The 24,391-nt window shown below is 50.8% G+C and carries 18 protein-coding genes and 1 tRNA gene; 16 read left to right on the top strand and 3 right to left on the bottom strand.

All coding sequences use genetic code 11. The annotated features are described in order from the left end of the window. The first annotated feature begins 16 nt into the window (after positions 1-16). The 12 genes from UC15_RS16595 to UC15_RS25675 all read left to right on the top strand — a co-directional run bounded on the left by UC15_RS16595 (position 17) and on the right by UC15_RS25675 (position 15,249). Positions 17-997, top strand: coding sequence for a YafY family protein (locus tag UC15_RS16595; protein ID WP_112289459.1), 981 nt, complete (start codon positions 17-19; stop codon positions 995-997). Then, positions 994-2,238, top strand: a complete 1,245-nt coding sequence (locus UC15_RS16590; protein WP_232829923.1) for a hypothetical protein — start codon at positions 994-996, stop codon at positions 2,236-2,238. The genes UC15_RS16595 and UC15_RS16590 overlap by 4 nt, the downstream gene beginning before the upstream one ends. Further along, a complete protein-coding gene (locus UC15_RS16585; protein WP_112289458.1) occupies positions 2,231-3,232 on the top strand; it encodes a hypothetical protein in 1,002 nt (333 codons plus the stop codon). Before UC15_RS16590 ends, UC15_RS16585 begins: the two co-directional genes overlap by 8 nt. Next, positions 3,157-4,200, top strand: coding sequence for a hypothetical protein (locus UC15_RS16580; RefSeq protein WP_198659719.1), 1,044 nt, complete (start codon positions 3,157-3,159; stop codon positions 4,198-4,200). The genes UC15_RS16585 and UC15_RS16580 overlap by 76 nt, the downstream gene beginning before the upstream one ends. Then, positions 4,197-6,770 carry a DEAD/DEAH box helicase gene (locus tag UC15_RS16575; protein ID WP_112289456.1) on the top strand — a complete coding sequence of 858 codons (2,574 nt, stop codon included), beginning with the start codon at positions 4,197-4,199 and terminating at the stop codon, positions 6,768-6,770. The genes UC15_RS16580 and UC15_RS16575 overlap by 4 nt, the downstream gene beginning before the upstream one ends. Positions 6,771-6,911: 141 nt before the next feature. After that, positions 6,912-9,278 (top strand): dynamin family protein, encoded by a 2,367-nt coding sequence (locus UC15_RS16570; RefSeq protein WP_112289484.1) that lies wholly within the window; start codon positions 6,912-6,914, stop codon positions 9,276-9,278. Continuing rightward, positions 9,278-10,180 (top strand): diguanylate cyclase regulator RdcB family protein, encoded by a 903-nt coding sequence (locus tag UC15_RS16565; protein WP_112289455.1) that lies wholly within the window; start codon positions 9,278-9,280, stop codon positions 10,178-10,180. The genes UC15_RS16570 and UC15_RS16565 overlap by 1 nt, the downstream gene beginning before the upstream one ends. Beyond that, on the top strand, positions 10,177-11,250 hold the full coding sequence (locus tag UC15_RS16560; protein WP_112289454.1) for a patatin-like phospholipase family protein: 1,074 nt from the start codon (positions 10,177-10,179) through the stop codon (positions 11,248-11,250). The genes UC15_RS16565 and UC15_RS16560 overlap by 4 nt, the downstream gene beginning before the upstream one ends. Before the next feature lie 59 nt (positions 11,251-11,309). Beyond that, a complete protein-coding gene (locus tag UC15_RS16555; RefSeq protein WP_112289453.1) occupies positions 11,310-12,116 on the top strand; it encodes a hypothetical protein in 807 nt (268 codons plus the stop codon). Continuing rightward, entirely contained in the window at positions 12,107-13,072 is a 966-nt protein-coding gene (locus UC15_RS16550; RefSeq protein ID WP_112289452.1) for a hypothetical protein, read from the top strand. Before UC15_RS16555 ends, UC15_RS16550 begins: the two co-directional genes overlap by 10 nt. Before the next feature lie 596 nt (positions 13,073-13,668). Further along, the gene (locus UC15_RS16545; RefSeq protein ID WP_112289451.1) at positions 13,669-14,541 is read left to right on the top strand and encodes a phosphorothioated DNA-binding restriction endonuclease; all 873 of its coding nucleotides are present in this window, start codon (positions 13,669-13,671) and stop codon (positions 14,539-14,541) included. Positions 14,542-14,913: 372 nt separating this feature from the next. Then, positions 14,914-15,249, top strand: a complete 336-nt coding sequence (locus UC15_RS25675) for a hypothetical protein (RefSeq protein ID WP_157960994.1) — start codon at positions 14,914-14,916, stop codon at positions 15,247-15,249. A gap of 177 nt (positions 15,250-15,426) precedes the next feature. Here the strand turns inward: UC15_RS25675 and UC15_RS16535 are convergent. Further along, positions 15,427-15,511 (bottom strand) — tRNA-Leu (locus UC15_RS16535). Between the two features lie 219 nt (positions 15,512-15,730). On the opposite strand from UC15_RS16535, the gene ampH reads away from it, so the two are divergent. Further along, positions 15,731-16,870 (top strand): D-alanyl-D-alanine-carboxypeptidase/endopeptidase AmpH, encoded by a 1,140-nt coding sequence (ampH, locus tag UC15_RS16530; RefSeq protein ID WP_112289449.1) that lies wholly within the window; start codon positions 15,731-15,733, stop codon positions 16,868-16,870. Positions 16,871-16,946: 76 nt separating this feature from the next. Here ampH and lptG read toward each other — a convergent pair whose 3' ends face one another. Further along, complete coding sequence (gene lptG, locus UC15_RS16525) at positions 16,947-18,017, bottom strand: LPS export ABC transporter permease LptG (RefSeq protein ID WP_112289448.1); 1,071 nt, start codon at positions 18,015-18,017, stop codon at positions 16,947-16,949. After that, positions 18,017-19,111 carry an LPS export ABC transporter permease LptF gene (gene lptF, locus UC15_RS16520; protein WP_112289447.1) on the bottom strand — a complete coding sequence of 365 codons (1,095 nt, stop codon included), beginning with the start codon at positions 19,109-19,111 and terminating at the stop codon, positions 18,017-18,019. The genes lptG and lptF overlap by 1 nt, the downstream gene beginning before the upstream one ends. Positions 19,112-19,388: 277 nt before the next feature. Here lptF and pepA point away from each other — a divergent pair, with 277 nt between their 5' ends. From pepA to UC15_RS16500, 3 genes are all read left to right on the top strand, one after another. Then, positions 19,389-20,900 carry a leucyl aminopeptidase gene (gene pepA, locus UC15_RS16510; protein ID WP_112289446.1) on the top strand — a complete coding sequence of 504 codons (1,512 nt, stop codon included), beginning with the start codon at positions 19,389-19,391 and terminating at the stop codon, positions 20,898-20,900. A 116-nt stretch (positions 20,901-21,016) separates the two neighbouring features. Then, positions 21,017-21,502 (top strand): DNA polymerase III subunit chi, encoded by a 486-nt coding sequence (locus tag UC15_RS16505; protein WP_112289445.1) that lies wholly within the window; start codon positions 21,017-21,019, stop codon positions 21,500-21,502. Further along, the gene (locus UC15_RS16500) at positions 21,495-24,350 is read left to right on the top strand and encodes a valine--tRNA ligase (RefSeq protein ID WP_112289444.1); all 2,856 of its coding nucleotides are present in this window, start codon (positions 21,495-21,497) and stop codon (positions 24,348-24,350) included. Before UC15_RS16505 ends, UC15_RS16500 begins: the two co-directional genes overlap by 8 nt. Positions 24,351-24,391 lie beyond the last annotated feature (41 nt).

Genomic DNA, 24,391 nt, shown 5'->3' with positions numbered 1-24,391 from the left:
GAAAAGGGAATAAACCATGGCCAAACGACCAGAAACAATAGAAACAACGCTGCTTGCTCTTGAATTGTTACGACGGATTCCGCGCGGCAGGAAAACCACCGCCAAAGAATTACATGAACAATTGCTTCATGCGGGAATTGAGCGCGATTTGCGCACCATCCAGCGTCATCTGGAAATGCTCTGCACTCATTTTGATATTGAATGCGACTTACGCAGTCGCCCGTATGGATATCGCTGGTTAGAGGGATCAAAAGGCGTTTCCCTTCCCATGCTAACGCCGCAGGAATCTCTGATTCTGGCCATGGCCGAAGCACACCTCAAGCCGATTCTGCCCAGCAGGTTAATAAGATCAATGACGGGCTTTTTTACTCAGGCTCATCGAAATCTCCACGACATTGGAACCGGGCGGCTCGAGGCGGAGTGGCCGGACAAGGTCAGGGTCGTGGCAACCAGTCAGCCTTTGCTGCCTCCCCCGATAGCGGAAGGTATTTTTGAATCGGTAAGCGAAGCTCTCTATCTCAACCGCTGGCTGAAGATCACCTACCGTAATGCGAGTGGCAAAGAGAGTGAAAACTCAGTGATGCCGCTGGGCCTGGCACAGCAGGGGCCCCGCATGTATCTGGTCTGCCGTTTTGAAGGGTATAACAACGAACGGAGTCTGGCGCTAAATCGTATTCTGGCAGCCAGCATCAGCACATTCACCTTTGTGCGCCCTGCCGAATTTAACCTGAAAAAATATGATGATGATGGTCGCTTTGGTTTTGGTGAGGGTCACCAGATATATCTGACGTTTGAAATTGACCGTACCGCCGGACTCCATCTGATTGAATCACCGCTGTCACTGGATCAAACCCATCGGGAAATCGGCAATCAACGCCTGGAATTCTCCGCCACAGTGGTAGACAGCGCCATGCTTAAGTGGTTTTTAGCCGCCTTTGGGGAAGCCGTCAGTAACGTTCAACGGCAGCCTGTTGTGGAAGGAAGCACCGCAGAATGACTCTGAACAAAATTACCTGGGGTCTTTGCGCGCCTGCAACCGTACCTTCCGTTAGAAGAACACGTACCTTACAACTTAGCGAAATTGTTGCGCGCTTCCATCATCGGGCTGTGCCAGGTTTGGGCGGCGTCTGGTTTGGGCGCCAACTGATGATGGCGTTACAGGGGGTGGCGATAGCATCTCAGCTGGGCAAAGACGTCAGCAATATCGAAGCCGCGAATGCCATTGAAGCGCTTTGCTGTTGGCAGGGCTTTCGGGAGAATGAAGGGAAGAACCGGGATCGTCGCCTTCGTGGCATCCGTAAGATTCGCAGATTAGAACCTAACCGCCTGACCTTTAACGCCGCAAGAAGACGCGCTTTCTACGTCACCATCCCGATGCGTATGAGTACGATTGAAGCACTGCCCGCACTGGGATTTGTTCATGCTCAGCGTAATTTTAACGCCTTTCAATGCAGTCAGGTGGGCGAACAACTTGTCAGGCTTGAAACGCCGCAAATGGCTGAGTTGAAAAAATGGATCAGCTCACCTGACAGAAAGCCGCCAAAAACCATCAATTCGCCATTAATCTCCTTATCGCAAGATGCCTGCTTGCTGATACGACACCAGCTGGAAAATGCTGGCAACGACGAGGATAGCAAGCGTCGCAGGGACGCCTTGCGATGGATGGACCGTTTGCGTCAGTCCCCGCCTAAACCACTGAGCTGGAAAGACCGCCCTGACGAAATTTCGTCAGTTCACTGGCACGACTTACAGGCGGGTGCCTATTTCTTCAAAACACAAAACACGGCACTCGCACTACTGGATCTTCTGGAATATGAAATGTCTCAGCGTGGCTCTGCTCTTTCATTGCATCAGAAACTTCCACTTGCAATCAGTGACACGGCTGAAAGGCTGAGACTTGACGCACAAGCATTTTTGGATTTGAAACACAGTGATGCGGCTGCAAACCAGTTTTGCAGCGAATGTACCCTGGAACCTGTGGCTTTATTGCACGCACTGGTCAGCCGTGACGGTCATATTCTCAAGCTAAAGGGCGACCTGATTGAACCTGGCCCGGCCTTTGATAACGGGGTCTCTCAATCTGCTCAGAACCCCGAGGGTGAAGAACAATATGCCGAAGAGGCCTCCGGTTTTTGGCCTGCATCAATATCCTGGCGGATCCGCAATCTGTTCCTGCTCAACCTTGATCTACATGGCAAACTGGCTGATTGGTTAAAGAAGGAAATGAATAATGGCTGATTTCTCAAAACTGCCTCCCTCCCTGGCCGACTATTTTGATGCGCCTGAGGGTTATAAGGGGCATTTTGGCTGGCTATGCGGTTATTCAGCAACGGATGACTTTCTGGAAAATGCAGTGGATCGCTTTAGCTGCCTTAATCAGGCTGCGCGAGCTCATCACGGGCAAATAAAGCTGGCACTCTTTCTTGATGCCGGAAATAAGCCCATTTCCACCGTTGATGTCCCCGGCGTATTACATTGCCAGATGAAAGCAGCTCCACCGCTGAATTTACTTCATGCGAAAGTCGCTCTGCTGGGATTTAAGCCTGACCAACCGGAAGATGCCTGGCGATTACGACTGGTCGTCAGCACCGGAAACTGGACAAAAGAGACACTGACTGAAAGCCTTGATTTGGTCTGGTGCCTGGATCTCTCCAGTGAAGCACTGGAGAACGTCACCAAGGATATTCAACAAAGTTGTGCAGATTTTCGTGCCGCGCAAAATTTGTTTGAGGATATCTCCTCCTGGTGTGACACCAGCCTGTTGTCATTAGAAATAAATGACCGGCTAACGACCGGAGGGCTGGCGCGGCTGGATGTCAACGCATGGCTTAACGTATGTCGACAATATGCCGACGGTAAACCCCGTTTGGTCGACAACCGCAAAAGGTCACTCTTTAATCAGTTGAAATCCTGGCTGGAACAGCCTGCCATTGCTGGAAAGAGAAATTATCTTGCGATGGGTTCCGGTTTCTATGAAGGGGGTAAAGGCGACAAATCATTGGTGCCACAGAAAATTGTCCAGCTTTTACAGGACGACGATTTATTAACAAAAAAACCGGAAATTGATCTCTATGTTAATCCTGAGGCTTGTCAGGCGTTGCCAATAATGTGGCAACGCTCAGAGAACAACATATCACTGTCAGACCCCCTTCTCAGTTGGCAAAGACTGAACGCACCCTACATGCCAAATTTATTTTCAGTGCTAACTACCGCAATGTCAGCGATACGCTGACTCAGTGCTGGCTTTATATGGGCTCAGGAAATCTTACCGGGCCTGGCTTTATGCAGCGAATGATAACAGGCGTGGGAAATCTCGAAGCCGGCGTATTTTTTGCACCGGAACGGTTGGCGAGAACCGCGGCTGGGAAGCTGGCTCCCGAAAAAACCCTGGCATGGTTGCTACCCATCCAGTCAGAGATTGATTGTGATGCTCTGCAAATGCCCCTTCAGGCGGGACAGGAGATGGAGGAACGCACTCCCTACTTTGCACCGCCCATAACCTGGCTCAAATGGACACCCCTTGCAGACGGTCAGGGTACCCTTCATTACTCTGGATCCCCTGAGAATAACATCACCGCTTTCGCGCCTGGCGGAACTTCCTGTCCCTTGGTTTCGCAGGGGTTTCTATGGCAGGGCGAAATGCCACGCTGGGTGGACATTGCCTGGCCGGCAGATAACGGGACACAGAGTGCAAAAATTCCCGTTGTTGATGCGCTTGGCCGCATTGCCGCAACGCCTTTGCGGCCGCTCGATTTGGAAGAAGTACTTTGGCAGCTATCCAGTTTTCCTCACACACCCGACGTGGATTTTGCTGATCCAACCAGCATGTTGACAACCTCAACAGCGGGTTCTTTCACGATAAATTCTGACGACCAGCCGGTCTCTTCTCAGCCGGTCAGACAGGTAATGGCGTTAATCGAAGGTATTGCCGAGCGCCAGACCACGCTTCCTGAAAGCCAGTGGCTTTACTGGTGCCGTAGTCTCGAACAGGCACTGATTCAGGTAAGCGACAATGGAGATATCACCCGCTTTATGGATCTTGGTATCAATCCACTCAGTCCGCTGAGAGAAGCACCTTTCCGGCCAGTGTATGCCGAAGACGATCAGAGTGATAAGGGACAGGATTATCTGCAGATGCTGATGCGTATTGAACAAGCATGGGGTGTTGATTCCCTGCGCAATTTCGGAGAGTGTAAATGAAGAATAACTTTCAGGGCTGGCCAGTCGTCACTGAGTTATTACGCGAACTGGTTACGCAGGAACAGGTAGAGCTTAATGCCGGGCAAAAAGCAGCCTTGTTGGCAATTGCCGATCGCATTGAACATCATGGCATTATCCTGGCGGATGAAGTGGGTATGGGAAAAACCCGCATCGCCGCAGCACTTTCCCGTTGCGTCATTGCGGCAGGCGGCAGAGTCGCCGTTTTGATTCCGGGTGGACTGGCGGCCAACTGGCGGGAGGAGCTAAAAACGGTAGGTGTCACCCCTTCCGCACCGCTGCTTAGTCTTAAGCAATATATGAGTGTGTGGGAAACGGACATACCATCCGCCCCCTGGTTTGAGGAAAATTGTCTGATTGTTTCCCACGCCATGGCGAACTGGCGACTGGGCGAAAATAGTCATCCATGGCGCTGGGGATTGCTCCCGGAACTCTGCTGGCGGTGGTCTGAAAAATGTGATTGCCCTTCATTAACCGAACCTCATCTCAAGCTTGCTGCTAAAAAAATCAGCGCGGCGATACGTCGTCTGCCCGCCGCACATCCAGCCAGAAAACAGATGAAATCGCTGACGCGTAAAATCGACTGGGATAAAGCTCTGTCAGATAAAGATTTTGGCGTGTATTCAACACAACGCGAACATCTTGAAACCAGTGTGGGGCTTGGGCTCGGGACGTTTGAACTTGTTATCGTCGATGAAGCGCACAAAAGCCGGGGACAAAGCAGCAGCCTGAATCGTTTGCTGGAAAATATCATTCAGCCTGCCAGTGAAACCCGACGACTGGCCGTCAGCGCAACGCCCATTGAACTCGACAGCCAGCAATGGACACAAATGCTGGCCCGGATTGAGGTCAGTTCTCCCGAAGCCATTCAGGCAATAGAACATTACCAGGCCGCCGTCGCAGACATCAGGGAAAACTATGCAAACAGCCTGTCACAACAGAAGTATTACCAGGCTTCCGCTGCGTTTGAGCAGGCACTTTCGCCGTATCTGTTGCGTCGTGACAAACGCGAAGACGAGTCCGTACAAAAATTCCATCAGCACTCAACCCGTCCCTATCGTCGTAAGAAAGAGATCGTGGTGGATACCTTCTCACTGCCGATGAGTTGGAGACAGGCGATCTGCGCCGCTGAAGCGCTGTCGTTTGTTTCCCAGATGCACGAAGACAGCGCAGCGCAACGACTTAGACTGACGGTTGGCAACGGGCATGGTATCGCCACGCTGTTGAATGCTCCGGAGGAAGACGTTATGCCTCCGTTCGAAACGGCTCAGCAAGAAGTCACTGAACCGGGAACCAGGGCGCACGCGGATAAGCGCCAACAACGTGCCAAATGGTGGCAGAGCCAACTCACCCCCATTCTAAGTACGGGTGAAGAAACACCCCTCTTTACCCATCCTGCAATCCTGGCTGCGGTTGAAGCCGTAGAGGAGGTTTGCTCTCGCGATGAAAAAGTGTTGGTTTTTGGCCGGTTTACCCGACCAATGACCGCACTGGTACAGTTACTTAATGCACGCGAAATGTTGCGAACGCTGGAGTCAAAACAAAATTACTGGCCACATGAACAGTTGCCAGTGTCCGAGTGGCCTGCCGTTCAATGCGCCTGGCGTCAGTTATATGACGGCGAGGCCAGCCAGAAGGACATCAATGCACAACTTGCCAGTCAATACAAAGAGCTAGATAACAGCCGTATCGCATTTCGCAATAGCCTGATTTTACGGCTAGATGAGGGATTATCGACCTGCGAAAGCCAGAGTGTGAAAACACTGTTTAACGTCTTTAAGCAACGTGCCCCCCGTCGCGATGGTAATGAAGATTTGGTCATCGTTGCCAGGGCTATTTACTCGCTGACCGGGACAGCTGAAGAACGACGCTCCCCTGCGCGCCTGGCAGACGTTTTTACCGATATCGTTAATGCAACGCGTGATCGTGATAACCCCGAGAGTGACGAAGAAGTCGACGGGGAGAGTCAATTTGCGGAGCTACGCTGGCAAGTTGTTGTGGACTGGCTCCATGAAGAGTACAGCCGTCGCGAAAGTGACTATGCACGCCTGATGAATGGACAAACCTCGGCAGCCAGTCGCAACTTGATTAATCTGGCCTTCAACCGCCAATACAGCCGCCCTTCTGTTCTTGTCGCTCAATCGCTGGTCGCCAGAGAGGGACTAAACCTGCATCTGGCCTGCAAAACGGTAATCATGCTGCATCCGGAATGGAACCCTGGCGTGGTAGAGCAACAGATTGGCCGGGTCGATCGGTTGAACAGCCTCTGGCAGAAAAAACTTGAGGAAGCACTGAACGCTGGAGAACGCGGCGATGCGTTACCGACCATCGATTTTATGCCGGTTATCTTCAAAGGCACTTACGACGAGCGGAACTGGCAAGTTCTGAACCAGCGTTGGGATAACCTTCGTGCGCAATTACATGGCAATCCCTTTTCAGTCAACACGCTTCAGGACAATGTCGGGAACCGGGAAAATATGCAGTCAGTGATTGATGCTGCACCGAACTTTTCTCCCCTGAACCAAAACAGAAGGCCGTCATTATCTGACTGATAAATTAGCCTGAAGGTTTTCAGGCGTGTGCCGTTACTAATAATCAAATTGTAAATTTTTCTTCTGCCGTTTAGACCTTGTGAGTTAACACCAATGCCAGACGTCAGGGACCGAACTTTCTACATTTTAATAAGGATGATCATGCACGAGAACAATGTTGCTTTACTCTGTGATGAAGCCGGACGGCTATTGCAGTTAAATATTGAATTGCTGCACAAGATGATTAACGAACCGAAAGTATTAGCCAATGACCAGGGGCAGTTATTTGCCCGGCATAAGGCAGAGAAAAGAGTTGAAGAACTTGAGGGTGAGCGGTTAAAAATCGCCCGTAAAGAGATCGTGCTTGCCGTCGTCGGTACCATGAAAGCGGGAAAATCCACCACCATTAATGCCATTGTTGGTAAAGAGATTCTGCCCAATCGTAATCGTCCGATGACGTCAATACCGACATTGATTCGCCATGTGCCGGGTAAGCTTATCCCGGATTTACAGCTAAATAATACTGACGCCCTGCATAACCTTCTGATTGATTTAAATAAGAAAATCAGCACACCAGAAGGTAAACATCTTGTTCGTCAGTTGGAAAAGGACAGTGAGAAGAAAAAATTACTGGCCATCACCCGCAATGTTGAATGGTTGAAAGATACCTATCTTGATGAGGAAGAAATTTTCTCCTGTCTGACCCATCTCAACGACCTTGTGCGCCTTGCCAGCGAACTTGAAGTCGAATTCCCTTTTGATGCCTATGATGAATTTCATGAACTCCCGGTTATTGAAGTGGAATTTAGCCACCTGACCAGTATGGATGACAGCCAGGGCACGTTAACCCTGCTCGATACCCCGGGGCCAAACGAAGCAGGCCAGCCACATTTGCAGGCGATGATGCGAGATCAACTGCGGAAAGCTTCCGCGGTTCTGGCCGTTCTCGATTACACCCAGTTAAATTCTCTGGCCGACCAGAATGTGCGTAAAGAACTTAATGCAATTGCCGAAGTGGCTGCCGGACGCCTGTTTATTCTGGTGAATAAGTTCGATCAGAAAGATCGTAACAGCGATGACGCACCGACGGTTAAGCAAAACGTTCCGGCAATGCTCGATGGTGACGTTCTGACGGCAGAGCAGGTTTATCCGGGCTCTTCCCGCCAGGCATACCTCGCCAACCGGGCCCGAAACGTCCTTAGCCATTCTGATGCGCTACCAATGAGTGAAGAATGGGTAAAGGATTTTGCCCAACTGGCTTATGGACAAATGTGGGATGAAAGCGACCTGCAGGATAAAGTCCAGAGCCTGAACCGTGCTGAAAAGATCTGGCGCCATTCGCTGTTTGATAAGTTGATCACTGAAGTCATTCATGCAGCGCATGCTAAAGCAGCTGCCTTAGCCGTGGATTCTGCTGCATCAAAACTGGTGCAAAACGCTGAAAACGCCCAAGAATACCTGTCTGTGCGCCATCAGGGACTTAGGGCGAGTATTACTACATTGCAGCAACAGATTAATGATCTGCTTACTGATATCGAAAATGTTAATTGCTGCCAGAAATCGGTAGATAAAGAAGTTACTGCTTCCATGATGCGGGTCAAACAGGAATCTGAAGCTTTGATGACACAGGTTCAGTTAAAACTGGACGGGCAAATCGAACATTATTTCCGTGACGGTAAACGTCAGGAAAAAGAAGAGATTGAATCTTCGCAGCTAAAAAAACGTGAATCTTCACTGGGCAAATTTCCCAGGGTATTGGCGAAAAGATCCAAACCGGTAACGAGGGACTTTGATCCTGATAATCCAGTAGTGACATTTGCAGAGCGTGCTGCAGCGGAAGCCTTTGTAGCTAAAATTGAAAATTCAGTCATGTCTCTTCTGGATGAAATCGAGGGGGACATCAAGCCGACCCTGACGGATATTGTTGCCGGGATTGAAGAGAGTTTCCACGGTAACGCGCTAAGAGCGATAGATAATATTGCTAACCAGATCAATTCACGCCTGGAAGAGGATGGATTCTCAATTAAGATCTCGTTCCCCCAGGTTAAAAACCTGCAGGCTCCTTTGTCTGTCAGAAGTCGTATGACCACATTGCTAGAAGAAAAATCGTTCAAAGAAACGCATTATCGCCGCTCCAGTAGTATGTGGGGATCTGTATGCAAATGGTTTAGCACCAACGACTGGGGTTGGGAGGACTACAGTGTGGAGGTTGTCAAATCAGTGGTTGATATCAATAAAATAAAAGCAGCAGTAAAAGTTCAGAGGAAGGAACATTTCGAACAACTCAATAAAATTATTCAGGAAGAAATCAACGACCCCATCGTTGCTGAGATCGACCTGTTCTTTCAGCAGTTTAAAAGTAAAGTTGAGCAACTCCGCAATACTCTGATCCAAAGTACAGAAGATCACAAAAGTGACAAGCAGCAGCAGGAACAGCTCACAGAACGTTTACATGAATTGCAGAAGCTGACGCCGGAAATGATACTCGACGGTAAAGCGCTGAAAGAAGAACTGGAGGCGCTGCTCTGATGACACTTTTTAAAGAGACTTTTGCTGATATTGAAGCCTGCCAGGTACTTGAGTGTATTCCTGAAAAATTCGTTGTCGATTTTGCTAACGGTATTGATGTTGTAAACGATCATCTGCGCAGCTCGCAAAACCGGTCATTCTTTCAGCGAATTAAAGAGGGCATGAGTGGACAATCAGCTGCAAGACAACAGGCGATAAACGCTTCTTTTAACGACGGAATACAGGCATCCCTTACCTGGCTCACCGAGCTGACGTCATCACTGGCAGGCACCAATTTAGCCGTGTCGCGGGTCAACGAACGCGTTAATGCGTTGTCGCAGGATACGGCGAAAATTGCGGAATATTCCGCCGACACACGTGAACAGTTACGTGAGCTTGCCAGCCACGTTAACCAACGCGTAGGTAAACTGGAAGAGCAGCTCCAGCGCGTCGATAGCCTTCAACAGGGTCAGTTGCATCTAGACCGTATTTTCTCTAACTGGAGTGCAGGACGTTATGCCGCGCTTCCGCTGGCCGGGCGTTGCTACGTGGCACTTGAAGAATTGCGCTGGGGAGCTTTTGGCGATGTTATCCGACAGGCTGAAGCAAAACAGGCTGAACAATTTATTGAGATGTTGAAAAACAGGGCGCTGGCCCAGATGGCTCTGGATTTCGGGACAAAACCCAATGCGCGTCATGACGTCCGTAACTGGTTGGCGTGGCAGGCTGGCGCAGTACAAGACACAGCCTGGCCTGCGGTCATTAACTGGATGGCTAACTGGTGTAAGGAAGAGAGTCATCCGATTAGCTGGGCCGTTACTCAATCCTATGAAACGCTGCCCATCAGGATGCCCCGAATTTGTTCGGCAGAACGCATTGCAGACGCGATGTTCGACGAAGTGTTTAGCGAGGACCTGAAATGAATCAACCCATAAAAGTGGGCCTGGCGCTGTCTGGCGGCGGAGCTATTGGCGCTTATCAGGTTGGGGTTATCAGGGCGCTTGCAGAGTCCGGCACGGAAATTCACTGCATAGCCGGTGCCAGCATCGGTGCCCTGAATGGCGCCATTCTTTCATCCTCCGCTTCGCTGGAACAAGGTGCAGCCCGAATGGGTGAGATATGGCACCATCTGGGCACTAATGAGGTGCTTAAATTCAATAAATCGGCTTATCTGCGGTTACTGACGCAATATGGCCTCGCAATGGGGCTTTCGCCCTTGCTTAGTAAATCCGGAACATTACTGGGTGCTCTGATAAACGGTCTGGGAATAAGATCATTTTCTGCTCTGCAGGACGATGAATCTCTATTATCTGACCAACCGTTAATAGAATTGATGAACCAGTTTTTGGATCCCGATGCATTAGCCAGCGGAACACCGTTATATGCTTCGCTCTATCCCACAGAGGGAGGCTTCTCCGATATTATAAGCTGCGCACTGGCTGAATTTGGTGTAGGTAAAACACAAGATTCGGAGTTCCAACTGATTCAGGCCTTACCTCAAACCCTGCAAAGAGAAGCCCTGTTGGCCTCAGCTGCACTGCCGCTGCTGTTTCAATCCCGCGACATTAACGGCAAGCACTACAGTGATGGTGGGATGGGTGGATGGGCAACCTTGCAGGGTAATACGCCGGTCACCCCGCTGGTTGATGCCGGTTGTAATATGGTGATCGTCACGCATTTGAGCGACGGTTCATTATGGGATCGCCATCATTTTCCAGATACCACAGTCCTGGAAATCCGGCCACAAACTTCACTAAGCCGTAACGAAGGCGTACTCGGAGGAATGAAGGACCTGCTGGGATTCACGGCTGAAAACATCGACTCATGGATTGACCAGGGATATCGTGACACGGTTGCCGTGATGGCACGTATTAAAGCCCCAATACAGTCGCGACAGGCTTTAAATACATCGGTATCAATGCTTGAAAACAGTGAGTCACATCATGCTCAGAGTAATGCCCTGCTCCAGAGCGCCATGGCGCGGCTTAAATAAGGTCAGTTTAAAAACACACGAAGTATCACGTCATTTCATTTTTTAGGGAGAAGAGTAAAGTGAGTTCAGAACAATCTATACCTCTGATTAATAAGACACTCTCACTTGATAAGTTGTTGCGTTATGCTTCACCTGCACAACTTTCTGAACTGGCTGATATCATTACTGACTCAGGAAAAGGTCGTCTGGCACTGACTGAAAACAGTAAGAAAAATATTCTGGCACACCAAAGACGCAGAGCACTTCACATTATTAGTGCGGATTTAGCGCGTGAAATTTGTGCGTTTGGCGGAAACACCGTGGTTAATGCATTCCGTTCAACATCTCAACCCTCTTACCTTGCTGTCGCCACGGATGTCGCCAAAAAAATGGGGGTGAAAGTTCCCAAAAATGCTTCAGTCTGCGATATTGAGGAGTTAATTATCAAACAAATTTTGACTACCTCTTTTAAAGGAAAGAGTAAGGAAGAAATCGAGGCGTTATTTAATGCGCATAACTGTAAGTTTGATAACCAGCAACTTGAACAATTATTGAAAAAGGGGAAGACAGCTGATTTAGTCTCCTGGCTTTACTCCACTTGCGGACCCTATACACTTTCCCGGCTGGTCAACTCGGCGATGGTTCCGGCACTCAATGTGGCAGCGAAAGCGGGGATCCCCCTGATTGGAAAAGCGATTGCGATCCGCGCTCCTGCAATGATGAACCCGATAGCAGCAGTCATTTCGGCTGCCTGGGTCACTTATGATCTCACGGGGCCCGCCTTTCGTATCACCCTTCCCGCGGTGATACGTATTGCGTGTATCCGTCAGGCCTATATCAGGCAGGAAACTGATAAATTTTGCCAGGAGCTTAAAAAATGTCTGTGATTCCAGAAGTTCTTTACCGTACGTTCCAACAATCACCAGAAATTTTGGAAGGCCTCAAGACCGGGCTTTATGCTATTTATGGTGGTGTTATTCGCGTTACAAAAGGGAATGACAAGGCGGGAAGTATTATTGCTCATTTGAAATTTCCAGGTAATGCAGAGCAAACGGCAGAAAGTATAGAGAAATTGAAATCGTCACTTTCCAATATCCAGGGCGGCATTGACACCTTGCAAAATTCTCTCGGGACATTGCAAAATCTTCAGTATGCCAATATTGCACTTGCCGGACTTAACCTGGCCGTATCAGCTGCTGGCTTCGCCATCGTCTGTAAGAAACTTAATAATATCGAGTCCATTCTGCATACGCATACTGAGAAACTTGACACGCTACTTTCATTAGCCTTAGATGCCCAGCTGAAGGCCTCATTCCAGCAGACCGCCCGTTTTAATGCTGTCATCACCACTGCCCGACAATTTGTTGAGATGAATGACTACGAACAGCTTAAAACACTGATACGTCCTTTCAATGAGCAGTACGAATTTACCAGCCTGATTTTAAAAAATTGCGCTCGTTCAGCAAATGATCCGACCTTCTTCACTTCATTACCTGAATTATCCCTGCTTCAGGAACGCTTTATGCATCTCGGAATGTGCCTGAGCTATATTCAGCAAAAAATCAATGCGCCCAAATACGCCATAGAGACAATGCAAAAAATGCAAAACGACTGGCTGGAAATTAATGAAACTATCGTTGAGACATTAACTTCATCGCCAGAGACGATACATGCACTGACTCAACACAATGCCGGAAGCATACGTTCTTTCCTCGATTACCGAAAAGAGCGTATTTCAGGTATTGAGTATCAGACAAACCTGCTGATATTAGCAGAGAAGCGTCCTGAACTGACCCAGGTAATCAATGCCGAAAGCGATGATATTCTGTTATTGGCGGCATAGAAAATAAGATGAAATCCCGGACATTCACTGATAGCACTTGATGTGGATTGATGAGGTAGATTTCCATAGAATGCTAAGGCCGGGAAGACAGCTATTCCCTTGAATTACAGGCGTAAAAGAAGACGTCGGCCAGGAATGGCTGGCGCATTAGTTTCTGGGGCCTCGCCGACAAATCCTAAAGGCCGCCTGTCAATGCTGCCGTTATGGCATGAGACCCCACTCCTTTTTCACCGACTCTCCCTCCAGGCCCTAACCCGGATTTACTACTTTCTCCTTAACTCTTCTGCTGCCTTCACGAATTCACTAAGGCGCCCCCCCCCCGCATTATTCTCAACCGCCATTTTCCCGGCAATCGCCCCTGGCCACCTGATTGAAGCGACCACTAAAGAAGGCAAACGCCCTCTGAATGTTTATCTCTTTTATGCGGTTAACTGGCGGGTGGAAAGCATTCCAGCACACCGGGAACCTCTTTTGGACAGATGATATTCTGTCAGAACGCACCCGTGACGCGTCGCATAGTTTTTAACGTAAGAGCGTTGAATTACCTATTCTTTGCGAGCATGATCGCAATAACTTCAACCTGTTAAACTTCAGCTATGACCTCTCGTAAAGCACTGCAAACAGCAATTTCCAATGTGGCAGTCTGGCGCAACGGCGACCAGTGCGCGCCGCATAAACCTCTGCTGTTGCTTTATGTTCTATCTCAATACCTGAGAGGCCATTCCCGGCTCTTCCACTATGGGCAAGAGATCCACGAGCCGCTGACAAAATTGCTGGCGGACTTCGGCCCTAAGCGTCGCGACTACTATCCTAATATGCCTTTCTGGCGGTTGAGGACTGACGGATTCTGGACACTGGAAAATACTGAATGTTGTAAGCCACGCAAGGGCAACATCCAGCCGACAAAACGTGAACTGATTGAGAATCATGTATCGGGTGGTTTTGACGAAAGCAGCTACCAGATCCTTCGTGAAGCGCCGGAAATGATTAACAAGCTGGCCCAGCAGATCATGACAGAGCGTTTCCCGGAAAGCCTCCAGATACTTCTCGCAGACCGTCTTGGATTTGATTTTACGTCTCTGATGAAAGCGCGCGATCCACGTTTCAGGGAGATTGTTCTTCGGGCTTATCACTCACGCTGTGCTATCTGTGGCTACGATTTGCGGCTGGATGGCGCACTTGTAGGACTGGAAGCGGCGCATATCCGCTGGAAACAATACGGCGGGCCGTGCGAAGTGAATAACGGGCTGGCGCTCTGTTCCCTTCATCACTCAGCCTTTGATATGGGAGCGATAGGAATAGATGAGCATATGACTATCCGTATTTCCGGTGGAGTAAACCGAAGCCCGGTTGTGGATCATCTTTTCTGGCAGCGTGACGGAAAACAACTTTATTTACCGCAAGATAAAGTTTACTGGCCGGCGGAAAGGTTTATTGAATGGCATCAGAGTCAGGTGTTTAAAAGTTGAGGGTTTAGTATCCATTTTATTTTTTACTGAAAAGGAAATTTGGTCATAATTATGAGATATCTCAATATATTAAAATCCATCGAAATTGCTGAAAGAAGAAGAAAATCCCACAAGAAAACGTACAAAAGAGATTTTCGATTTTTGTTAATAATCTCGGCTTTGAGTTTCTTGTCTGTAGCAATGGCATTTCTATATTATCTTACAAAGGTAGTGTGGTTAGGATTAGCTGGCCTTTCCCTTCTATTATTACTTTACCTTACAATCCCAGCCATTCAAATCTATAGGGCCTATCGATATCGTTCGAAAATTAAACGATCGTTTCTTTTACCCTTGTGCGAATCTCTTAACCTTAATGTGAAAACGGAGCTATCCGTGGATGGAATGTTTTTCCCTTTGTTAAAGGAATTAACAACGGAGGAGTTACAGTTAGGGTTATTAGAGATTAAGAATGAAAGGGAATTCCTGGAGAAAAGAATGAATCTTCTGATAGGGCCTATCGATAAGCTGGGCATCCTCCCAGGCATTGTCGCAACCATTACTGCTTTGACAAAAATCCCGGAAAACTACAATTGGATTTCAGCCATTGCTTACGGATACATGGTCTTATCCTTTCTATCATTATTCTTTTATCAACTGATCATGCGTTATGAAAGGATGATTGCATTGACTGAGTTGGCGCTGGAAAGTAAATTTTCTTCAGCTATTTGATGAAGTGATGCGTCTAAACCTATCCTAAGTTCAAAATATAGAACAGATTTGTCTACGGGCTCGGGCGCATTCCAAATTGATATAGGTTGAATCAAAGAAAAGCGGGGAAAAGCCTTGCGGGAACTGGATTTTAGGCATAAAAAAAGCCACCCGCAGGTGACTTAATTTTCATACTAATGGTGCCGAAGGCCGGACTCGAACCGGCACACCTTGCGGCGGTTGATTTTGAATCAACTGCGTCTACCGATTTCGCCACTTCGGCACTGAAAGTAGTATGCGGAAAACGTGGGCATTATACCCAGCCCAGCGGGTCACGCAATAGTTATCCCGTGTTGTTCGGTTTAAGTGTTGAAAAAACAGTCATACACCGCAATGCAGTGAGGATTTACTGACAAAAATCTTCGTTTTGCCCGCGTTTTTCCGGTGCCGTTTTTCAAACTTCGCATTAGTATACAAATCACGAATAGATCTTGCCCTGTTGATGGATACCAGCTTGTTGAAAAAACTCTCACTTTCGCTCCTCGCGCTGGCCTTCGCCAGTACGCCTTTATGGAGCCACGCGCAGACTACTGCGCGTCTGGCGTCGCAGGTCGTGGATGACCATGCAGAACACATCTTTTACGGCAGTGGCGCAATGGGAATGGCGCTGGTGGTCGTTGATAATAATCAGCAGGTTTTCCGCAGCTTCGGGGAAACAAAACCGGGCTCCGATTTACGTCCGCGTGAAGACTCCGTGGTGCGTATCGCCTCGCTGACTAAGCTCATTACCAGCGAAGTGCTGGTGAAAATGGCGCAGCAGGGAAAAGTCAGCATTAATGACCCGCTGCGTAAATATGCTCCGGCCGGTGCGCGCGTGCCGGCTTACAGCGGCACAAATCCGATTACGCTGCTGAATCTGGCTACGCACACCAGCGGCCTGCCGCGTGAGCAACCGGGCGGAGCGGCGCATCGTGCCGTCTTTACCTGGCCGACGAAAAGCGATCGCTGGACCTGGCTGAGCGTCGCAAAACTCACCGTGCCACCGGGCGCCCGCGCGTCTTACTCCAATCTGGCGTTTGACCTGCTTTCCGATGCGTTGTCAAAAGCCGCTAATCAGCCTTATACACAACTGCTGCGCGATCAAATCACTAAGCCGCTGGGCATGATCGATACCACGCTGACGCCAAACGCCAGCCAGTGTTCGCGCCTGATGGAAGGCCTGCGTCCGAGTCCGTGCATCAACACCATTGCAGCAGCGGGCAGTGGCGGTCTTTATTCAACGCCTGCCGATATGGGCCGCTGGATGCGTCAGTTCCTCGGGCAACGCACCACAACCGCCGATATGGCGCAGAAGATGTATTACAAACGTTCAGATCTGGTGTCGCTTAAAGGGATGGATGTGCCGGGCATGGCGGACTCACTGGGAATGGGCTGGGTAACAATGGCGCCAACGCCGTTGCTGCCGCGCATCATTCAGAAAACCGGCGGCGGCGGCGGCTTTATCACGTATGTCGCGATGGTGCCGCAGCGCGGTGTAGGTGTGTTCGTGGTGGTCACCCGCAGCGAACTGACCAAGTTTAAGAACATGAGTGATGGCGTGAACGATCTGGTCGCCGATCTGGTGCGTAATAACGAGATCTGACGCTCCGGCAGACAATCTTCAGACGTAAAAAAAGCAGGCTTATGAAGCCTGCTTTTTGTTTATCTGCGCTGCGGAGTTATCGTTTTTTCAGCAGTAAGAACATGCTGATGACGAAGAACAGTCCGCTTGGTAACAGTGCGCCCAGTATAGGCGGAATGTTGTAAACCAGGCTTAACGGGCCGAAGATCTGGTCAAGTACGTAGAACAGGAAACCGAAGCAAATCCCGGTCACCACACGCACGCCCATTGGCACGCTGCGCAGAGGTCCGAAGATGAACGACAGCGCCATCAGCATCATCACCGCAACAGACAATGGCGAGAAGATTTTGCTCCACATATTCAGCTGATAACGTTTTGCTTCCTGTCCGCTCTGCTTGAGATATTTCACGTAGTTGTGCAGGCCGCTGATTGACAACGCATCCGGGTCGAGCGCCACCACGCCCAGCTTGTCCGGCGTCAGGTTAGTTTTCCAGACACCGGTCAGGGTCTGAGAACCGGTGATCTGCAGGTTGTCCGTCAGGTCAGATTCATCTACCTGAGAGAGTTTCCACTCACCGCCGTCGAACGTTGCCGAAGAGGCATAACGGACTGACTGCAATTTGTTCTGATCGTTGAAATGATAGATGTTAACGCCTGTCAGCTCTTTCTCACCAGCCACACGTTCAATATAGATAAAGTCGTGCCCGTCTTTCGCCCACAAACCGTTTTGCGTGGAAAGTAATGAACCGCCGTACATCTGCTGCGCACGGTAGTTACGCGCCATTTGTTCGCCCTGCGGCGCAACCCATTCACCAATCGCCATGGTCAGTAGCACCAGCGGGATCGCCGTTTTCATTACGGAAGCAGCAATCTGCATACGGGTGAAACCGGAGGCTTGCATAACCACCAGTTCACTGCGTGTTGCCAGTGTACCGAGGCCAAGCAATGCGCCCAGCAGCGCCGCCATCGGGAAGAAAATCTCGATATCTTTAGGCACGCTAAGCAAGGTGTATAACCCGGCACCGGCGGCAGAATATCCGCCCTGCCCGACTTTACGCAGCTGATCGACAAATTTGATGATGCCGGAGAGTGACACCAGCATGAACAACGTCATCATGATGGTGTTGAAAATAGTGCGACCAATGTAACGGTCTAATACGCCAAACATCAGGCAACTCCTCTCAGACGCGCCCGGATCTTGCGAACCGGCAAGGTATCCCACGCATTAAGCACCAATGCCAGTGCAAAGTAGAGCAGGTTCGTTCCCCACATCCAGAGGAACGGATCCAGCTTGCCTTTCGCGCCGTTAGAGCGCAGCGAGGTTTGCAGCAGGAAGAAAATCAGATACAGCAGGATAGCCGGCAGCATGCTGAGAACGCGGCCCTGACGCGGGTTAACCACGCTGAGCGGAACCACCAGCAACGCCATAATAAACACGGATACGATCAGCGTTAAACGCCAGTTCAGCTCTGCGCTGGCTTCCGGTTCGTTAGAGTTCCAGAGTTGCGTCATGGACATCTGATCAGACTGATTCGGGTCAAGCTGCACCGTCTGATGGCCGATAACCGCCAGATAATCGGTGAAGTCCGTGACACGGAAATCACGCAACAATGCGGTGCCTTCATAACGCGTGCCTTTGTCCAGCATCACTTGTTGTGAGCCGTCAGCACGCTGCAGCATGTGCCCTTTATCTGCCACAACGACAGAAGGGCGCTGATTGCCGTTCGGACGTAGCTGAGCCAGGAACACGTTATGGAATTCTTTGCCTTTCACGCTGCCGACGAACAGAACCGCATTGCCGTTTTGTGCCTGCTGGAACTGGCCTTCGACCATCGCGGCCATGCTTGGGTTGGCTTTCGCCTCCGCCAGCACTTCGTCCTGATGTTTGGACGACCACGGACTCAACCAGATAGCGTTCGCGCCAGCAAAGATTGACGTAAATAGCGCCAGAACCATTGCAGCGATGACCAGTGAGCGTTTTCCGAGACCACAGGCATGCATGACCGTGATTTCACTGTCGGTATAAAGTTTACCGAGCGTCATCAGCAGGCCAAGGAACAGGCTGAGCGGCAGAATAAGCTGCGCCATTTCCGGAACGCCAAGGCCCAGAAGAGAGAGGACTAAATTTGTTGGGATATCGCCATCAACCGCTGCTCCGAGCACTCTTACCAGCTTCTGACAGAAGAAGATAAGAAGCAAAATGAACAGAATGGCAAATTGGCTCTTGAAGGTTTCCCTAACCAGATATCTAATGATGATCACGCTTAATACGCCTGTGAAAACTTGTCTTTTTGAAGGAAAATCGCTAGTTTCATCGCTAATCCGTCATTTATTCTCATCATATGGCAACCTTCGCAGCTAAAATAGTATTACAACACCGAGAATTGGGGTGTCCTATAGGAACTTGCTTATAGCCGCCAAAATAAAAACTAACGCCGTTTAGGTTAACACAGGTCGTTAACACAATGACGGGAGAGTGTCTCCGGCGACTCATTCTAGCCGTACCTCCCGCCCTTGTCTTTAAGATTCAGGAGAGTGCATGGAGTTCAGCGTAAAAAGCGGTAGCCCGGAAAAACAACGCAGTGCCTGTATTGTAGTCGGCGTTTTCGAACCGCGCCGCCTGTCACCGATTGCCGAACAACTCGATAAAATCAGTGATGGCTACATCAGCGCCCTGCTCCGCCGTGGCGAACTTGAAGGCAAAGTGGGCCAGACCCTCTTGCTGCATCATGTACCGAATATTCTTTCAGAACGCATTTTGCTGATTGGTTGCGGCAAAGAGCGCGAGCTGGATGAGCGCCAGTACAAACAGGTGATCCAGAAAACTATTAACACCCTGAACGATACCGGTTCGATGGAAGCCGTTTGCTTCCTCACCGAGCTGCACGTGAAAGGACGTAACACTTACTGGAAAGTGCGTCAGGCCGTCGAAACCTCGAAAGAATCGCTTTATACCTTCGATCAGCTGAAAAGCAATAAAACCGAACCGCGCCGTCCGCTGCGTAAAATGGTCTTCAACGTGCCAACCCGCCGTGAACTGACCAGCGGTGAGCGCGCCATTCAGCACGGTCTGGCGGTTTCAGCCGGTATTAAAGCGGCGAAAGATCTCGGCAATATGCCACCGAACATCTGTAACGCCGCTTATCTGGCGTCACAGGCCCGTCAGCTGGCAGATGCGTTCAGCACCAACATCACTACCCGCGTAATCGGCGAGCAGCAGATGAAAGAGCTGGGGATGAATGCGTATCTGGCGGTAGGTCAGGGTTCTAAGAACGAATCACTAATGTCGGTGATGGAATATAAAGGAAATCCTAATCCGGACGCTAAGCCTATCGTGCTCGTCGGTAAAGGTCTGACCTTCGATTCCGGCGGTATTTCCATTAAGCCAGCGGCTGATATGGATGAAATGAAGTACGACATGTGTGGTGCTGCGGCCGTTTATGGTGCGATGCGTGTGGTGGCTGAACTGAATCTGCCGCTGAACGTGATTGGCGTGCTGGCAGGCTGTGAAAACATGCCTGGCGGTCAGGCGTTTCGTCCGGGCGATATCCTGACTACCATGTCAGGCCAGACGGTAGAAGTGCTCAATACTGACGCCGAAGGCCGTCTGGTGCTGTGCGATGCGCTGACCTACGTTGAACGTTTCGATCCTGAGCTGGTGATTGACGTTGCCACGCTGACCGGCGCCTGCGTGATTGCCCTTGGCCATCACATCACCGGTTTGCTGTCGAATCACAATCCGCTGGCGCACGAACTGATCGGCGCGTCCGAACAGGCGGGCGACCGCGCATGGCGTCTGCCGCTGGCTGATGAATATCAGGACCAGCTGGATTCGAATTTTGCGGATATGGCGAACATCGGTGGCCGTCCGGGTGGTGCTATCACCGCCGGTTGCTTCCTGTCGCGCTTTACCCGTAAATACAGCTGGGCACATCTGGATATCGCCGGTACCGCATGGCGTTCAGGTAAAAATAAAGGAGCGACCGGTCGTCCGGTTGCGCTGCTGTCACAGTTCCTGCTGAACCGCGCAGGGCTTGATGGCGATGAGTGATTCCCCGGCTAAATAAGTTATAATCTTCGGTATCAGGGTCTGGTTCGCCAGGCCTCTTACAGGCGGGCGCACCAGTTGCGCCCCTGTTTTTTTCTCAGCAGCACAGTGAACTCATCATGAAACAGGCAACCTTCTTTCTTCTCGATGCGCCCGACGCCAGTGGCGAGCTTAGCTCACACGAAGCGCTGGCCTGTCTGGTCGCCGCTGAACGTTACCGGATGGGCAAACGTGTTCTGCTGGCCTGTGAAGATCAGAAACAGGCCGAGCGTCTGGATGAAGCGCTCTGGCAGCGCGATCCCAGCCACTTTGTCCCGCACAATCTGGCCGGAGAAGGCCCGCGCTTTGGTGCGCCGGTCGAGCTATGCTGGCCGGGCAAACGCGGCAATGCGCCGCGCGACCTGCTGATCAGCCTGATGCCAGAATTTGCAGATTTTGCTACTGCTTTCCATGAAGTGGTAGACTTCGTTCCTTACGAAGATTCCCTTAAACAGCTTGCGCGCGAACGCTACAAAGCCTATCGCAGCGTGGGTTTCTCTTTGACGACGGCCACGCCGCCCTCAGTCACCACATCGACCGACGAAAATACGAAGCGAAATGGATAAGACATATAACCCGCAAGACATCGAGCAGCCGCTTTACGAGCACTGGGAACAACAGGGCTATTTCAAGCCGCATGGTGATACCAGTAAAGAAAGCTTTGCCATCATGATCCCGCCGCCGAACGTTACCGGCAGCTTGCACATGGGTCATGCTTTCCAGCAAACCATCATGGACGCCATGATCCGCTATCAGCGTATGCAGGGTAAAAACACGCTGTGGCAGGCGGGTACCGACCATGCGGGTATCGCAACGCAGATGGTGGTTGAGCGTAAAATCGCGGCTGAAGAAGGCAAAACCCGTCACGACTATGGCCGTGAAGCGTTCATCGACAAAATCTGGGACTGGAAAGCAGAATCCGGCGGCACGATCACCCGTCAGATGCGCCGTCTGGGCGATTCCGTGGACTGGGAGCGCGAGCGCTTCACCATGGATGAAGGCTTGTCCAACGCCGTGCGCGAAGTGTTTGTACGTCTGTACAAAGAGGATCTGATTTACCGCGGCAAACGCCTGGTGAACTGGGATCCGAAACTGCGTACCGCTATCTCTGATCTGGAAGTCGAAAACCGCGAATCCAAAGGTTCCATGTGGCACCTGCGTTATCCGCTGGCTGACGGCGCGAAAACCGCTGAAGGCAAAGATTATCTGGTAGTCGCCACTACCCGCCCGGAAACTGTGCTCGGTGATACCGGCGTGGCGGTTAACCCGGAAGACCCGCGTTATAAAGATCTGATCGGCAAAGAAATCATTCTGCCGCTGGTGGGACGTCGTATTCCGATTGTTGGCGATGAACACGCCGACATGGAAAAAGGCACCGGCTGCGTGAAGATCACCCCTGCGCATGACTTTAACGACTATGAAGTCGGTAAACGTCACGGCCTGCCGATGATCAACATCCTGACTTTCGATGGCGACATCCGCCAGACCGCTGAAGTATTTGATACTAACGGCGAAGAAAGCGATGCATGTACCAACGATATTCCTGAGCAGTTCCGTGGCCTGGAGCGCTTTGCTGCGCGTAAAGCCGTGGTCGCTGCGTTTGACGAAGCCGGCCTGCTGGAAGAAATCAAACCTCACGATCTGACCGTACCTTACGGCGACCGTGGTGGCGTGGTGATTGAGCCAATGCTGACTGACCAGTGGTACGTGCGTACTGCGCCGCTGGCAAAAGTGGCGGTAGAAGCCGTTGAGCAAGGTGAAATTCAGTTCGTGCCTAAACAGTACGAAAACATGTATTTCAGCTGGATGCGTGACATTCAGGACTGGTGTATTTCCCGTCAGCTGTGGTGGGGACACCGCATTCCTGCGTGGTATGACGCCGAAGGCAACGTGTTTGTTGGCCGTGACGAAGCGGAAGTGCGCAGCGAAAACAATCTGGGCGCAGACGTTGTGCTTACCCAGGATGAAGACGTGCTCGACACCTGGTTCTCTTCCGGTCTGTGGACATTCTCCACGCTGGGCTGGCCGGAACAAACGCCTGACCTGAAAGCATTCCACCCTTCAAGCGTGGTCGTCAGCGGCTTCGATATCATCTTCTTCTGGATCGCGCGCATGATCATGATGACCATGCACTTCGTGAAAGACGAAAACGGCAAGCCACAGGTTCCGTTTAACACCGTCTACATGACCGGTCTTATCCGCGACGACGAAGGGCAGAAAATGTCCAAGTCCAAGGGCAACGTTATCGATCCGCTGGATATGATCGACGGTATCTCGCTGGAAGACCTGCTGGAAAAACGTACCGGTAATATGATGCAGCCGCAGCTGGCAGAGAAAATCCGCAAGCGCACCGAGAAGCAATTCCCGAACGGCATCGAACCACACGGCACCGACGCCCTGCGCTTCACGCTGGCCGCGCTGGCGTCTACCGGTCGTGACATCAACTGGGACATGAAGCGTCTTGAAGGCTACCGCAACTTCTGTAACAAACTGTGGAACGCCAGCCGCTTCGTGCTGATGAACACCGAAGATCAGGATTGTGGCCTGAACGGCGGCGAACTTGAGCTGTCACTGGCTGATCGCTGGATCCTTGCGGAATACAACCGCACGGTGAAATCGTACCGTGAAGCGATGGATAACTACCGCTTCGATCTGGCTGCCAGCATTCTGTATGAATTCACCTGGAACCAGTTCTGCGACTGGTATCTGGAGCTGACCAAGCCGGTCATGAACGGTGGCAACGAAGCGCAACTGCGCGGCACCCGCCATACGCTGGTAGAAGTGCTTGAAGGTCTGCTGCGTCTTGCACATCCGATCATCCCGTTCATCACCGAAACCATCTGGCAGCGTGTCAAATCACTGAAAGGCATCACGGCAGAAACGATTATGCTGCAACCTTTCCCTGAGTTTGATGCAGCGAAAGTGGACGAACTGGCGCTGGCCGATCTCGAGTGGATCAAGCAGGCGATCATCGCTATCCGTAACGTGCGTGCCGAGATGAACCTGTCTCCGGCCAAGCCGCTGGAACTGCTGTTACGTGGCGCAAGTGCCGATGCACAGCGTCGTGTGGAACAGAACCTGAGCTTCATTAAGTCTCTGGCGCGTCTGGAATCCATCACCATTCTGCCTGCTGGCGACAAAGGCCCGGTGTCTGTCACCAAGCTGGTTGAAGGCGCAGAGCTGCTGATCCCAATGGCCGGTCTGATTGATAAAGATGCCGAGCTGGCGCGTCTGGACAAAGAGATGGCGAAACTGGATGGTGAGATTGCGTCCATCGAAGGCAAGCTGTCTAACGAAGGTTTTGTGGCGCGTGCGCCTGAAGCCGTTGTCGCTAAAGAACGCGAACGTCTTGCTGCCTGCGGTGATGCAAAAGTGAAACTGGCAGAACAGAAAGCTACGATCGCTGCGCTGTAATCTCAGCCTGATATAAGCGTTAAACCTTATATACACAAATG

It is taken from the genome of Rahnella sp. AN3-3W3 (genome assembly GCF_003263545.1).
GTDB classification, from domain to species: Bacteria; Pseudomonadota; Gammaproteobacteria; order Enterobacterales; family Enterobacteriaceae; genus Rahnella; species Rahnella variigena.
Note: the sequence above shows the minus strand (reverse complement) of the source record. Positions and strands in the feature narration are given on the sequence as shown.

What these genes read in the sequence shown, in the direction of transcription:
- UC15_RS16595 (WP_112289459.1), top strand. Translation starts at nt 17, where the DNA reads ATGGCCAAACGACCAGAAACAATAGAAACAACGCTGCTTGCTCTTGAA.
- UC15_RS16590 (WP_232829923.1), top strand. Translation starts at nt 994, where the DNA reads ATGACTCTGAACAAAATTACCTGGGGTCTTTGCGCGCCTGCAACCGTA.
- UC15_RS16585 (WP_112289458.1), top strand. Translation starts at nt 2,231, where the DNA reads ATGGCTGATTTCTCAAAACTGCCTCCCTCCCTGGCCGACTATTTTGAT.
- UC15_RS16575 (WP_112289456.1), top strand. Translation starts at nt 4,197, where the DNA reads ATGAAGAATAACTTTCAGGGCTGGCCAGTCGTCACTGAGTTATTACGC.
- UC15_RS16570 (WP_112289484.1), top strand. Translation starts at nt 6,912, where the DNA reads ATGCACGAGAACAATGTTGCTTTACTCTGTGATGAAGCCGGACGGCTA.
- UC15_RS16565 (WP_112289455.1), top strand. Translation starts at nt 9,278, where the DNA reads ATGACACTTTTTAAAGAGACTTTTGCTGATATTGAAGCCTGCCAGGTA.
- UC15_RS16560 (WP_112289454.1), top strand. Translation starts at nt 10,177, where the DNA reads ATGAATCAACCCATAAAAGTGGGCCTGGCGCTGTCTGGCGGCGGAGCT.
- UC15_RS16550 (WP_112289452.1), top strand. Translation starts at nt 12,107, where the DNA reads ATGTCTGTGATTCCAGAAGTTCTTTACCGTACGTTCCAACAATCACCA.
- UC15_RS16545 (WP_112289451.1), top strand. Translation starts at nt 13,669, where the DNA reads ATGACCTCTCGTAAAGCACTGCAAACAGCAATTTCCAATGTGGCAGTC.
- ampH (WP_112289449.1), top strand. Translation starts at nt 15,731, where the DNA reads ATGGATACCAGCTTGTTGAAAAAACTCTCACTTTCGCTCCTCGCGCTG.
- lptG (WP_112289448.1), bottom strand. Translation starts at nt 18,017, where the DNA reads ATGTTTGGCGTATTAGACCGTTACATTGGTCGCACTATTTTCAACACC.
- pepA (WP_112289446.1), top strand. Translation starts at nt 19,389, where the DNA reads ATGGAGTTCAGCGTAAAAAGCGGTAGCCCGGAAAAACAACGCAGTGCC.
- UC15_RS16505 (WP_112289445.1), top strand. Translation starts at nt 21,017, where the DNA reads ATGAAACAGGCAACCTTCTTTCTTCTCGATGCGCCCGACGCCAGTGGC.
- UC15_RS16500 (WP_112289444.1), top strand. Translation starts at nt 21,495, where the DNA reads ATGGATAAGACATATAACCCGCAAGACATCGAGCAGCCGCTTTACGAG.